At 35.5% G+C, this 14,339-nt stretch carries 14 protein-coding genes; 1 reads left to right on the forward strand and 13 read right to left on the reverse strand.

All coding sequences use genetic code 11. From position 1 onward, the window contains the following. Positions 1–4: 4 nt before the first annotated feature. From QUF93_RS19580 to QUF93_RS19620, 9 genes are all read right to left on the reverse strand, one after another. A complete protein-coding gene (locus tag QUF93_RS19580) occupies positions 5–574 on the reverse strand; it encodes a hypothetical protein (RefSeq protein WP_289359900.1) in 570 nt (189 codons plus the stop codon). A 123-nt stretch (positions 575–697) separates the two neighbouring features. Next, positions 698–1,732, reverse strand: a complete 1,035-nt coding sequence (locus tag QUF93_RS19585; protein ID WP_289359901.1) for a nuclease-related domain-containing protein — start codon at positions 1,730–1,732, stop codon at positions 698–700. Positions 1,733–1,928: 196 nt separating this feature from the next. Beyond that, positions 1,929–3,692 carry an ABC transporter ATP-binding protein gene (locus QUF93_RS19590; RefSeq protein ID WP_002121517.1) on the reverse strand — a complete coding sequence of 588 codons (1,764 nt, stop codon included), beginning with the start codon at positions 3,690–3,692 and terminating at the stop codon, positions 1,929–1,931. Continuing rightward, complete coding sequence (locus QUF93_RS19595; protein WP_289359902.1) at positions 3,692–5,443, reverse strand: ABC transporter transmembrane domain-containing protein; 1,752 nt, start codon at positions 5,441–5,443, stop codon at positions 3,692–3,694. Before QUF93_RS19595 ends, QUF93_RS19590 begins: the two co-directional genes overlap by 1 nt. Positions 5,444–5,567: 124 nt before the next feature. Further along, a complete protein-coding gene (locus tag QUF93_RS19600) occupies positions 5,568–5,789 on the reverse strand; it encodes a YneF family protein (protein ID WP_001132292.1) in 222 nt (73 codons plus the stop codon). A gap of 78 nt (positions 5,790–5,867) precedes the next feature. Further along, complete coding sequence (gene sirA / locus QUF93_RS19605; RefSeq protein ID WP_289359903.1) at positions 5,868–6,308, reverse strand: sporulation inhibitor of replication protein SirA; 441 nt, start codon at positions 6,306–6,308, stop codon at positions 5,868–5,870. Between the two features lie 156 nt (positions 6,309–6,464). Beyond that, entirely contained in the window at positions 6,465–8,465 is a 2,001-nt protein-coding gene (tkt, locus tag QUF93_RS19610) for a transketolase (protein WP_289359904.1), read from the reverse strand. 665 nt (positions 8,466–9,130) lie between these two features. Further along, a complete protein-coding gene (locus tag QUF93_RS19615) occupies positions 9,131–9,370 on the reverse strand; it encodes a DUF896 domain-containing protein (protein WP_002121521.1) in 240 nt (79 codons plus the stop codon). 45 nt (positions 9,371–9,415) lie between these two features. Continuing rightward, positions 9,416–10,072, reverse strand: a complete 657-nt coding sequence (locus QUF93_RS19620) for a YneB family resolvase-like protein (protein ID WP_002121523.1) — start codon at positions 10,070–10,072, stop codon at positions 9,416–9,418. Between the two features lie 140 nt (positions 10,073–10,212). On the opposite strand from QUF93_RS19620, the gene lexA reads away from it, so the two are divergent. Further along, positions 10,213–10,833: a transcriptional repressor LexA gene (gene lexA / locus QUF93_RS19625; protein ID WP_002121525.1), complete on the forward strand. Its 621-nt coding sequence runs from the start codon at positions 10,213–10,215 to the stop codon at positions 10,831–10,833. A gap of 103 nt (positions 10,834–10,936) precedes the next feature. Here the strand turns inward: lexA and QUF93_RS19630 are convergent, their stop codons facing one another. The 4 genes from QUF93_RS19630 to glnA form a co-directional block, all read right to left on the reverse strand. After that, positions 10,937–11,737 carry a DUF4097 family beta strand repeat-containing protein gene (locus QUF93_RS19630; RefSeq protein WP_289359905.1) on the reverse strand — a complete coding sequence of 267 codons (801 nt, stop codon included), beginning with the start codon at positions 11,735–11,737 and terminating at the stop codon, positions 10,937–10,939. A gap of 3 nt (positions 11,738–11,740) precedes the next feature. Next, positions 11,741–12,283, reverse strand: a complete 543-nt coding sequence (locus QUF93_RS19635; RefSeq protein WP_289359906.1) for a DUF1700 domain-containing protein — start codon at positions 12,281–12,283, stop codon at positions 11,741–11,743. After that, entirely contained in the window at positions 12,276–12,599 is a 324-nt protein-coding gene (locus tag QUF93_RS19640) for a PadR family transcriptional regulator (RefSeq protein ID WP_289359907.1), read from the reverse strand. The genes QUF93_RS19635 and QUF93_RS19640 overlap by 8 nt, the downstream gene beginning before the upstream one ends. 386 nt (positions 12,600–12,985) lie before the next feature. Next, a complete protein-coding gene (gene glnA / locus QUF93_RS19645) occupies positions 12,986–14,320 on the reverse strand; it encodes a type I glutamate--ammonia ligase (RefSeq protein ID WP_002121536.1) in 1,335 nt (444 codons plus the stop codon). Between the last annotated feature and the right edge of the window lie 19 nt (positions 14,321–14,339).

Genomic DNA, 14,339 nt, shown 5'->3' on the forward strand with positions numbered 1-14,339 from the left:
ACTTTCAATCTCGTTGCACCTTATATTCTATAACCCTACCATCTTTATCAAATTGCAAAACAAGACATTCACTATCTATAGAAATGAAACCACGTTCATTCCCAAGATAGTACAAAGTGGTAATTCCCTCTTCCCAACTTCTTTTTTCCGTAGGAGCCCCTAATAATTTTGTAATTTCCTCGTTTGATTTCCCTATTAATTTATGTTCTTGCATTAGGTCATCTACCATATGTACCCGTTTATCTTCAAACTTTAACCATCGCTCCTGATTAAAGTTTGAAGTGTATTTATTTACACTTAATTGTATTGTGCATACTACCAATGGAATGAGACCCACCATCATTACAGTGAACAGTTGTTTCTTATCTTTATTACGTCTTGCAGAAACATGTAAGATAGACTTTTGAATAATAACTAATAAAATAAACGGTATTACTATCACAAAAATACTCATTACACTCCATGACACATGAACCATATCAATAACGAAAATAAACGCAATGTACATTAATATATACAAACAAAAATAAATGTACAACATTCCCCACAATATAGCGCTTTTACCTTTCTCCACCCAAACAACACCTTCTTTATCCCGCTATTTGCGGGTAGTTAGACTCCCACCTCAAAATTCGGCTGCAAAGGGTCGGAGTCGGGTTGCCCATAAAACCCACTGATTAAAGTTTTACTTTATTTTTCACTTCGCAACATAATTCATCTGGCCAATCATATCTCTAATCTTTTGTAGTTCTCGTGCTGTATATATTACTTTACTTGTTAAAACTTCATTTCTGAAAAACGTTACAATTTGCTCTCTATCTTTAAATCTCGGCAATTCTTCATTAGAAAGATCAATAACTTCTTTTCCACTTTCATTTTCAAAATATACAATCGGTTTTACTTTTTCCTTTACAATATCTACTTGTATTTCTTCCAAATAATTATATAAAGTTTGAGATAGTATTTTCGCTTTATACGCTGGATTCCCTTCATTTCTTACTTGCAAAGTTAATGAAGTTCCATCCGTAATAAATTCAAACGTCTCTTCTTTTTCAATTTCATGTTGATACTTACCAATTTCCTCAATCATAAATGAATATATACCAGCATTTCTTCTCGTTAAACCATGAATTAATGTCCCCGTCCATTCTTTCGTCTCAAGTAGATAAATGCCAGTTTTACATAAGATGAGGTGATGGATTCGATTATCATTTATGTTACGTTTATCTCTATATTTATTACTTCTCATAAAAACGTTCGGTATAATATGAAACTCTTCTTCTAGTATTATTCCTTGCTCAACGAAACCTCGCTTCATATAATGTAATGTTTCATGCGCATTTACTTCAGCACCATTTTTGGCATATTCTCGTAAATCCGCAATTAAATTTTGAAACATATGTATTTCATTACTATGCTTATCTTGCATTTCACTACGTTCTTTACTATGTTGAACAGCCAATTGATTTTTCATCATACGCATATTTTCAAGTTCTCTAGCTGTATTCACTTGTAAATCATTATATTTTTTCTGTTCCATATTCTTTAAAGTATCCTGTTGTTCTTTATACTCTGTAATCGTAGCTGCAATCTCATTTTCATACGTTTCAATCGCTTGTTTCTTTTCAAACTCTACTTGCTGACTCTCTGATTCTAACTGTTTATTTTTATAAAACAGCACAAACACTACAGCTAATAATATTAAAATCCCACCTATTAGCACATACTCCATATTATTACTCCTTTATTTCATTTTCGATTATTTTTAAACATATATCAATTACATTATACTATGTTGTCAATATACACTTTGTAAAAATTATATATTTTTCATAAAGAGCACCTTAAGCGAGATACCACTTTATTGTCCACAAGAAATTTCATTGCATACTTTTAATACTTCAATGAATTAAAAACAGACCTTATAATTACAAGGCCTGTTGCAAACTCCCTTTATTTTGTAGTAAGTACATATTGTAGTAAAGTCCTTGTTTACTAAGCAACTCTTGATGTGTTCCTCTTTCTATGATTTCCCCTTCATGCATAACAAATATTTGATCCGCATCTTGGATTGTAGACAACCTGTGTGCAATCGCTATCGTTGTTCTACCTTTTCGCATTTGCTGCAATGCCGTTTGGATAGCCTCCTCTGTTTCTGTATCAATATTTGCCGTCGCTTCATCTAACACTAATACTTTCGGGTTAGTTGCTATCGTTCTAGCAAAAGCAATTAATTGCCTTTGACCACTAGAAAACGCAGCTCCTCTTTCAACCACTTCTGTATCATATTTCTCTGGTAATTTTTCAATAAACGTATTCGCTTGCACAAATCGCGCTGCTTCTTCTATCTCTTCATCCGTTATCTCTTCATTATACATACGAATGTTTTGCTTTACATTTCCAGCAAATAAAAATGCATCCTGCAGCACAAGACCAATTTTCTTTCGAATTTCTTGTTCTTCAAACTTCTCTAAACCCACTCCGTCTATTACAATATTACCTGATTTAATATTGTAAAATCTCATTAATAAATTCATAATTGTACTCTTACCACTACCAGTGTGTCCAACGAAAGCAACCGTTTGCCCTGGCTTTACGTGAAAAGATACATTTTTTAAAACGTCACGCTTTCCATCATATGAAAAAGTAACATCTTTAAACTGAATTTCCCCGTTAACTACTCGTGGATTCTCACTCCCCATTTGAACAGGAGCTAAATCTTTATCGTCCATTAAATGAAATACACGCGATGATGAAACGAGCGCTTGTTGGAAGAAAGATAGTTTCATCATCATCTCATTTACTGGCTGGAAGAAACGATGAATATAGTTAACGAAAGCATATAAAACCCCTACTTCAACAGGACTCTTTAAAGCGTCAATTCCAAATAAACCAAGAACTAACGCAATTGCTACAATATGAACAAGATCTGTTGCTGGACGTAAAAGTAATGCATCTAATTTCAATGTACGACGTCCAGCACTATAATGCTTGTTGTTCACTTCTTCAAACTCTTTTCTCATCCGCTTTTCTTGCCGGAACACTTGAACAATATTCATCCCTTGAATGGACTCATTTAACTTTGCATTTAATACACTCAGTTGATTACGTACCTCTAAATAAAAAGCTGCACTTTTCCGGCGATACAGTACCATAATGGCAAACATAATTGGAATTAATATGAGAGAAAATAGCGCTAATTTTACATCTAGTAAAAACATCGCTACTAAAATCCCCACTAAAAAGACTACATTTTTCACGAATGTTGATAGTACACTAACATAAAAATCCTTAATCGCTTCCGTATCATTCGTTATACGAGATACAAGTGTACCAATCGGCGTACGATCAAAGAAACTTAATGACAATTTTTGAACATGTTCATACACTTCAACTCGCATATCTTGAACAATCTTAAAAGCGATATTTTGAAAGTACAATAAGTCTAAATACGTAAATAATACTTTTAATAAGTGAGCAATAATATACACTACAAATAGAGTAACAAGTGCTGATTGTTCAAAGTTACGTGGTACTAAGTGTTCATCAAGAAATTGTTTAATTAAAAAAGGACCCATCATTTCAGTTACAGTTGCACCAACTAGAAATAAAAATGCTAACGCTAATAACCCTTTATATGGTCTCATATAAGAAAGCAATCTCCTTAAATCACTCCGCTTTTTCTCAGCCATCATATTCCTCCTTTCTCTACCAACGCCTCTAACTGCTGGCTTTCATACATTTCTTTATACCAACCATTCTCGTTCATTAGTTGTTCATGTGTTCCTCGCTGCATAACCTTACCTTCATCAATAACAAGAATAAGATTTGCATGCTGAATCGCACTTAAACGGTGCGCAGTAATAATCGTCGTTTTTTCTGCTCTTTCTCGTTTCAATGCAGTTAATATAGTTTCTTCTGTTTTTGCATCTACAGCTGATAAACAATCATCTAAAATTAAAATTTCAGCATTCGTTAATAACGCACGTGCAATTGAAATTCGCTGTTTTTGGCCTCCTGATAGCGAAACCCCTCTTTCACCTACTACCGTTTCATATCCTTCCGAAAATTGAATAATATCATTATGAATACAAGCAATCTCAGCAGCCCTGCTAATTTCTTTATATGTAGCATCGGCCTTTCCAAAAGCAATGTTCTCCCCAATACTCGCTGAAAATAAAAAATGATCTTGCGGTACGTATGAAATTGCAGAGCGTACACCGTGAAGTGTTAAATCTCGAATATCCCGCTCACCAACTTTTAATTCACCATTAAAGTGGTCATACTCGCGAATTAAACATTTTAATAACGTCGTCTTCCCTGCACCAGTACGCCCTACAATTCCTAATGTTTCACCTTTTCTTAAGTTAAAGTAAATATCTTTTAAGTTTAATAGTTCATTCTTTTTATAAGAAAACGAATCAACAGCAAACGAAACATCACCACTTGCTATAGCATGTATAGCATTTTCCCTATTCACTACATCCGAAGTTTGTGAAAGTATTTTCTCTACACGATCATACGAAGCACGTCCACGCTCCATAATATTAAATAGCCATCCAAAAGCTAACATTGGCCATACAAGAGTCCCTAAGTATGTTGTAAATGTTACCAATTCCCCTACAGTTAATTCACCCCGTACGACTAATAATGATCCGTAACAAATTGCGATTAAAAATGAAAATCCGACAATTAAGGAAATCGTTGGATCGAATAACGAGTCAATACGTGCAACTAGCATATTTTTATGTACGACATCTTCCGATTTTTTCCGAAACTCTTGTAAATCCTCTTTCTCTTGTCCAAGTGAGCGAATTACCTTCATCCCACTCATACTTTCTTGTACTTTATCATTGATTTCAGAAAACGATTGCTGCGCTTTATGAAATCTTCTATGCAATAAAGTTCCATAATAATTTGTAGAAATAGCCACAATTGGCATCGGAATTAAACTTAATAACGTTAACTTCCAGCTAATTGTAAATCCCATCGCTACGAGTACACATCCTCCAACAGCTAATGAATCAACGAGTGTTAAAACACCTGCCCCAGCAGTTTGCTGAATCGCCTGAATATCATTTGTCGCATGTGCCATCAAATCGCCCGTACGACGTGATTGATAAAAGGATGGGCTCATCCTTGTAAAATGTTCATATAAATTCTTTCGCAGTTGACGGGCTAGTTTTAAAGAAGATCCAAAAATCATAATACGCCATAAGTAACGTAATATATACATCGTAATTCCTACACCTACTAATAGAATAACCCAGTTCAACAATTTTTCAGACGTTAATGTTCCATTATTAATTTCATCTACTACAATCCCTAGTACTCTTGGCGCTACAAGTTCAAGAAGCGCGACACCAAATAACATAATAATTCCGATTATGTACGCTCGTTTTTCTTGTTTAAAAAACCAAGCTAAATTAAAAAACACTTTCATATTTATCCTCCTCCCTTAAAATGAGCGATATTTTCAGTTTATCAAAAATGCAGAATTTTTAAAAGTTTTAAATATCTTTTACCCCCAAAAGAAAAGGGCACTCGGTAAGAGTGCCCTTTTGCGCTTATTTTGTTTGTTGCTTGTTCATCGCGCTCATCATTTGATTGATTTTCTTTTGGGAAGGTTTTTGTCCCATTTGCATCATCATCATTTTTAACATTTGTTCGTTAATTGGTGGATTTTTTTGTAAGTAATTCATCATGTATTTGCGGGCAATGAAAAATCCTAACGCCACGCCTGCTACTAGTGCTACTACGCCCACTAGAATACCTAACCACATTGGCATATCTTTTCCTCCTTCATGTTGTCTACCTTACAGTGTACTAAAACCTTTTCAATAAGACAAGATACTATTCGACATTTTTTACACATATGTTCGTACTTGTTTGAGCGGATTTAACCAACCGTACTTTTTATTTTCATAATCCATCGCTAAAAATGTTAACTCACACTTTCTAAGCACCTCAAAGAAAGTTGTTTCCATGGATACACTTCCAGAAGTATTCATTCGAATATATTGTGGTTTCACCATTATTTCGCCGTATTCGGCTCCTGTATAAAGCGTATGAATATGATTTGTTTTTTCATATTTGCCAAGAACACGCAAAGCTTGTTCTAATTTATGATGAATTTTCATTACTTGTAATGGCATCGTAATATACGTCATTTGTTTATATAATACTTTCTTCTCCGAAAGGGACCCAGATTCTGAAAATCGAGCAAATAAATCAAAAAACAAATATTCACGACCAAAGTAAGCTTTCGCAATATCCTCTTGAATTAAATACAATTCATACGTTTTCATTTTTTCCCTCCCGATCTGGACAACCTTTTCCCTACATTATATAAGAGAAAATTTGCAATGATTGTCTGACTACGGAGAGAGAAAAAACTTTTCTTGTCGAAAAAACTCAATTACATAGAAAAATCTCCCCATGCTGGAGAGATTTTTCTAAAATCATTAAAGCATTTCTTTTACTTTACGAACAACGTTCTCTACAGTAAATCCATACTCTTCCATAATCTTCTCACCAGGAGCTGAAGCACCGAATGTGTCAATACCTAGTACATCTCCATCAAGACCTACGTAACGGTGCCATCCAATTGTAGCACCCATTTCAATTGCGAAACGTTTCGTTACTGCTTTTGGTAGTACAGATTCTTTGTACTCAGCAGTTTGAGCTTCAAAGCGATCCATAGATGGCATGCTAACAACAGTTGCATCAACGCCGTCTGCTGCTAGAGCTTTTTGCGCTTCGATTGCTAAGCTTACTTCAGATCCAGTTGCAATTAAGATTACATCAGCAGTTTCTTTCTTGCTTGCAGAAACTACATATGCACCTTTTGCTACTTTTTCATAAGTATCGTCTTTTGCACCTTCTAATGTTGGAAGATCTTGACGAGTTAACACTAATGCAGTTGGTGTTTTTGTAGATTCTAGAGCTAGTCTCCAAGCTGCTACTGATTCGTTACCGTCTGCTGGACGAATAACAGAAACGTTTGGCATTGCACGAAGTGCTGCTAATTGTTCAACCGGCTCATGTGTTGGGCCATCTTCACCAACAGCGATACTATCATGTGTGAATACATACGTTACAGGCAATTGCATTAATGCTGCAAGGCGAATTGCTGGACGTAAGTAGTCAGAGAATACGAAGAACGTACCACCGTAAGTTTTTAAACCGCCATGTAGTGCAATACCGTTCATTGCTGCACCCATCGCAAACTCACGAACACCGTACCAAATGTTTTTACCGCTGTAATCAGCTCTTGTGAAGTCTTTTTCGTTATTCATATATGTTTTGTTAGAACCAGCAAGGTCAGCTGATCCACCAAAGAATGATGGTACAGACTCTGCAATAGCATTAATTACAGCACCTGAAGAATTACGTGTTGCTGCTTTTGATCCTAATTCATAAGTTGGTAAGCTTTGTTCCCAACCTTCTGGAAGAAGACCGTTCATTGCTGCTTGCAGCTCGTTTGCTAATTCTGGATATGCTTGTGCATATTCACCGAGCATCGTGTTCCATGCAGCTTGTGCAGTCTCACCAGCATCTTGTACCGTTTTACGGAAGTTGTCATATACTTCTTCTGCTACATGGAAATCTTGTTCCGCAGTCCAAGCGTATGCTTCTTTCGTTAATTTTGTTTCGTCTACACCAAGTGGAGAACCGTGTGAAGCTGATTTTCCTGATTTGTTTGGAGAACCGAAACCAATTGTCGTTCTTACTTCAATTAGCGTTGGGCGTTTTTCGTCAGCTTTCGCTTCTTCAATTGCTTTTGCAATTGCTTCAATATCGTTTCCATCCTCAACACGAATAACTTGCCAGCCGTATGCTTTGTAACGATCTTCTACACTCTCAGAGAATGAACGATTTAAATCGCCATCTAATGAAATATCGTTTGAATCGTAAAGCACAACAAGACGACCTAATTGTAAATGAGCAGCTAATGAAGATGCTTCAGCAGAAACGCCTTCCATTAAATCTCCATCACCACAAATAGCGTATGTATGATGATCTACTACATTATACGCATCACGGTTATATTTAGCCGCTAAGTGTCTTTCAGCCATTGCCATACCTACAGCAGTTGCAATACCTTGTCCAAGTGGACCAGTTGTTGCGTCTACACCTGCTGTGTGACCATACTCAGGATGTCCTGGAGTTTTGCTTCCCCATTGACGGAAGTTCTTTAAATCATCCATTGTTAAGTCATAACCAGATAGATGAAGTAGGCTGTATAGTAACATTGAACCATGACCTGCAGATAATACGAAACGATCGCGGTTAAACCACGTTGGGTTATTTGGATTGTGTTTCATAAATTGAGTCCATAATGTATAAGCCATTGGTGCTGCACCCATTGGCATTCCTGGGTGACCAGAGTTTGCTTTTTCAATCGCATCAATGGATAATGTGCGAATCGTGTTGATAGAAAGTTGTTCGATTGAATGTGACATGCTATTCTTCCCTTCGCGTATGTTAGTAAACGTTTTATACATTTATATGATATCTTCCCACGCAAGATTATACAACATGTATCGACAAATATGTTGATGTTTTTTTGATTTTTTATAAAAAAATCAACGTTTTCGGTAATGTATGGGCATTCAATATGACATACTTTTTCATTGTTTTTATTTTAGGAAGAAAGGGAATTATCTGTATTTTTATGCAATATCATTAAATCTAAAAATAAAGAAGATTATTCTCCCTTTGAATCGAAATAAAATCAATAATAATTACCATCAAAGTAACACATGCACAAGATCATATTTTAAGCTTAGCGCAAATATGAAAAGCACATTAATTTCAAACACGCACTTCTACTAATCATAAAACAAATGTCACACGCATATTCTCTTCGCATCTATTTTATCCTGCCTAAAGAATTACTATATATACAATCCACTTGCAATCATTGCTTCTAATAAAACTATGTCAACCAATTCGATTTATTCACATATTACCTTCACAACGAGTGCATAATAAAAGACATATCAATAGATATGTCTAAATTAACCGCTCACTATGTATTGAAACGATTGAAGTAGCATTACAACTGGAAAGCTATTACTAACGTATCTTTCTATTAATATCAAAAAAGATGGGTTATGCCCATCTTTTAATTTAATTTTGCATTATCTTGCTTTTTTAAAGCTTTTAATTTCGCCGGTGTAACATCTGTACCTTCTTCGTTAACGACTTTAATTCCTTTTAATTCGTTTAACATATTTTGACGAAATCCTTTTAGATATTGTTCACGTAGCGATTGGCGCTCACGTTGTTCTTCTTCAGTTAAGCCTTCAGCTTTTGCTTTTTTCGCTAAGAAGTTAATGCGTTCAATGAGTTCGTGACTTGGCATCTCGAATCCCCCTTCTACTCAAAACTGATTATTATCATACAATAGTTAGTCCTCTTTATCAAGCAATTGCTTTGTATATTCTACATATCTTCGATGTACAGTTGCTTTTGAAACATCATGACCAAAACCACGAAGTGTTGCTGCAATTTCTTCAAAAGTTAATTCATTTCGGCGTAAACGTACAATTTCCTCAATTGGCACTTCTTTTTTCTCACGTCCTATACTTAAATGACGATTTTTCAAATTATTCTCCGGACGAAATCCTTTCTCTACCGCCCTTTGCATGCCACGTTTAATTTTTAAATTGTGGATCTTTCTTTGATACTCTTCAACGATCCCAATTATATCTAGCACCATCGAATCTGAATCTGAAAGCTGTAATTCACCACTATGCGTGTGCGTATAAACTTTTATCCCCTCTTTATGTAAACAATGCATTAATGCAATCTTTGCATTTCCTCTACCAAGACGCGTTTCATCCTGTATAAGTAGTACATCAACTTGTTCATCTCGAATTGTATCTAGTACTTCTAATATGCCATCACGTTCAATTGTATAACCGCTAGCCTGCTCCTCAATTACCTTTGTAACATCCATTTGATAGCGCTCAGCTAAATGCAATAATTCATCTTTTTGACGCAATAATGATGTTTCCTGTTCTTCTTTTGTTGTGCTCACACGTGCATAAATAATTGCATTCATTTTGAACCCTTCTTTCTCACTATATTTCCTTATAGTGTATCATAAATTCGCCTTTCGTTCGAACTTATGTTTGTAGAATGTTTATTCGCATGTTATACTTAATAATAATAAAAACGAAAGAAAACGAGGTGTTAGAAAACATGGAAAAGTTAACGAAACGCCAGCAAGACATTCTCGACTTTATTAAGCTAAAAGTACAAGAAAAAGGATATCCACCTTCCGTACGTGAAATCGGCCAAGCAGTCGGCCTCGCTTCTAGTTCTACAGTGCACGGACATTTATCACGACTAGAAGAAAAAGGATATATTCGACGCGACCCAACAAAACCACGAGCAATTGAAATTTTAGGTGACAACCGAATAGAAACAGAAACACAATCAGTTATTCAAGTTCCAATCGTCGGAAAAGTTACTGCCGGTTTACCGATTACAGCAGTAGAAAGTGTAGAAGAGCACTTCCCACTTCCAGCTAGTATCGTTTCTGGATCAGATCAAGTGTTTATGTTACGTATTTCTGGAGATAGTATGATTGAGGCTGGTATCTTTGATGGTGATTTAGTCGTAGTCCGTCAACAACAGTCTGCATACAACGGTGAAATTGTAGTTGCTTTAACAGAAGATAACGAAGCAACTGTTAAACGCTTCTATAAAGAAAAAGACCATTTCCGTCTACAACCGGAAAACTCTTCACTAGAACCTATCATTTTAAAACAAGTGTCAGTTATCGGAAAAGTAATTGGCGTATATCGTGATTTACATTAAAAATAATAAAAAGAAGATAATCCCCTTATTTATATAGGGCATTATCTTCTTTTTATATTTTGATAGATTTCCGTTCATCCAAAAGAGTGCATTTCATTAATTATTAACGCGTTTCAATAGTAACATCTCCAGCAGTGGTTTTTCCGCTAATCTTTTTACTACCATTACCAATCGTTATATTTTTATTTTCCTCATTAAAAATTGTTACATCTCCGGCAGCGCTTTGCCCACTAATAACTGCATCTTGCGGTTTTTCCAATAAAGTAATATCTATATCTCCAGCAGTTGAACTTGCCTCTAAATCATATTTAGAATCATGATCAATGATATCTACATCTCCACTAGCCGTTTTCGCTGTCACTTTCCCTATTACTTTTTTAAAATTCACCTCACCAGCTTTTGTAGATCCCTCCACACTCTTTGCTTTTACATGTTTCAAATCTACTTCTCCCGCAAGTGTCTCAACACTTACACGGTCACCTTTCACATCACTTATTTCTATTTGTCCAGCGGATGATTTTACTTTTATCTCTTGGTAAAAACGTTCAGGTACAAGTATAGTCAATGCAGGCGTTTGAAAATCGAAAGTAAAAAATGAGAAATCAAATGAAACACCTTTCTCTATTTCCCCTATGACTTTCAATGTGTCACCATCTTCAGCAATACGAATCTCCTGTTTACTTACGTCTCCTGTTTGCTTTACATAAAAAGAGGAATCAGGAGATTTTTGGACAACAATATCTCCAGCATCTAACTTAACTTCTACATTTTTTAGCGTTTCGTTTTTAATAACTTCTTCCTTATTTCCTTTCTCTGCAGTTTCTACTGCTTTTTTATATGTTTGTGAAATCCCTATTACTCCAATAATGATACAAGCGATAGCTACTAATAATATTTTTTTCATCATCTACTCCCCTTTTATCATTTTGAAGTTCCATATTACATATCGTACGCATAATCTCTTAAACCACTTCGTACTATAATAAGCGATAATACATAACAACAAACCTACTCCGACAAATGTTATACTAACGAAAAGATCCAACCATATAAAAGTGCCCATAAATACTTTGATAATAACAAAAAACGGTGTCACTACACTAGCAATACCACCGACCCAAAAGGAAAATATAAAAGCGATAATTGCAACTAACGGGCCTAACACAATAATAAAATTAAACAAACTAAGTCCAATCGCTGCCATAACAGCTCTTGTCACATTTGAAGTCGATGGATCTTTTTTCATCTCATCAAATCGATACATCGCAAGTAAGTCTTTTGCAATTGCTTTCGGAGAACCTAGCCCTTTTATTATTTCCGATTCAGTTTTCCCCTCTTCTACCCCGAATTGAAAATGCTCTTCATAATCAAATAAAATATCTGTCCTCTCTTCTTCCGATAACTTTCTAAGCTGATTCGATAATTCCTTAAGGAACTGTTCTTTATTCATCCCAATTCACCCCTTCAATAATTTCTTGTACCCCTTTCGCAAAATCACGCCACTCTGTTACTAATAATGTAAGTTGCATCTCTCCTTGCTCTGTTAGTTGATAATATTTACGGGGCGGTCCTTCCGTGGATTCTTTTAAATATGTTTGAAAATATCCCTCTTTCGTTAAACGACGTAATAACGGATATACAGAACCTTCCGATATTAAAAATTTATTAGAGATTTGCTGAACAAGTTCATAACCGTAACAATCCTTACGTTTTACAAGTGCCAATACACAAAGTTCTAACACACCTTTTTTAAACTGAACGTTCAAGGACAATCCCCCTTTCTCATTTCAGTACTGTTCAATACACGGTACCTAATTTATCCATAATATACCACTTGGTACTATTTATTGCAAGGTACTATATTTTCGCACTTTAATTTATCACTAAACACATCCACAACATCAAACACTGAACAAAACATACAATGCAATTGTTTTTCTATATATACCCATAGCCAGCACGCATATTAAATCCTTATTCAATCACCTCTTCCCGAACCGAAAAATGATTTAAAGTTTACTACGTTAAATTGAAGAAATACAATAGCACTTTAAATAATCTCCATGATTTTTTTCTGGGCATTTCGCAGGCACCTATTTTGCCCACAAATAAAAAAAGCCCTGATACCGTAGTATCAAGGCTTTATCATCTCTTAGTATAGAGACATATATTGATCGCGTTCCCATTGGTGAACTTGAGTTCTAAAGATATCCCACTCAATCTCTTTCGCTTCGATGAAGTGCTCAAGTAAATGATCACCTAATGCGCCACATACGATTTCATTAGATTGTAAAGTAACTAATGCTTGCGCTAATGTTGCTGGTAAGTCAACGATACCTGCTTCTTCACGCTCTTCTTTTGTCATTACGTAGATGTTACGGTCTACTGCAGCTGGTGGAGTTAATTTGTTTTTAATTCCGTCAAGACCTGCTGCTAATAATGTAGCCATTACTAAATACGGGTTTGCAGCTGGGTCAACACTACGTACTTCTACGCGTGTACTAATACCACGAGATGCAGGGATACGTACTAACGGGCTACGGTTTTGTGCAGACCATGCTACGTAACATGGAGCTTCATATCCAGGTACTAAACGTTTGTAAGAGTTTACAGTTGGGTTTGCTACCGCTGTAAATGCTGGTGCATGTTTTAAAATACCTGCGATGAAGTGACGAGCATCATCACTTAATTGTAAATCACCATTTTGATCAAAGAATACGTTCTCACCATTTTTAAATAATGATAAGTTACAGTGCATACCTGAACCGTTTACACCGTATAATGGTTTCGGCATAAATGTTGCATGTAAACCATGTTTACGAGCAATTGTTTTTACAACAAGTTTGAATGTTTGAATGTCATCACATGAGCGAATTGCATTTGCATATTTAAAGTCAATTTCGTGTTGCCCTGGAGCAACCTCATGGTGAGATGCTTCAATTTCAAAGCCCATTTCTTCAAGCTCAAGAACGATATCACGACGACAGTTTTCCCCTAAATCCATCGGTGCAAGATCGAAGTATCCACCGTTATCGTTTAATTCTAATGTTGGATTTCCTTTTTCATCAACTTTAAATAGGAAAAATTCTGGCTCTGGTCCAAGATTGAAATCTGAGAATCCTAATGCTTCCATTTCTTTTAACACACGCTTTAAGTTGTTACGTGGATCGCCATCAAATGGAGTACCATCAGCATTGTAAATATCACAGATTAAACGAGCTACTTTACCTTTTTCAGCTGTCCAAGGGAAAATTACCCAAGTATCTAAATCCGGATATAAATACATATCAGATTCTTCAATACGTACAAAACCTTCAATAGAAGATCCATCAAACATCATTTTGTTATCAAGAGCCTTTGTTAATTGGCTCACTGGAATTTCTACGTTTTTAATTACTCCTAAAAGGTCTGTGAATTGTAAGCGGATATACTTTACATTCTCTTCTTTCGCCAAACGGAAAATATCTTCTCTTGTGTACCTAGCCATTATAAATTCCTCCTTAGTC

Origin of the sequence: Bacillus hominis (genome assembly GCF_030348325.1) — a bacterium.
GTDB classification, from domain to species: Bacteria; Bacillota; Bacilli; order Bacillales; family Bacillaceae_G; genus Bacillus_A; species Bacillus_A hominis.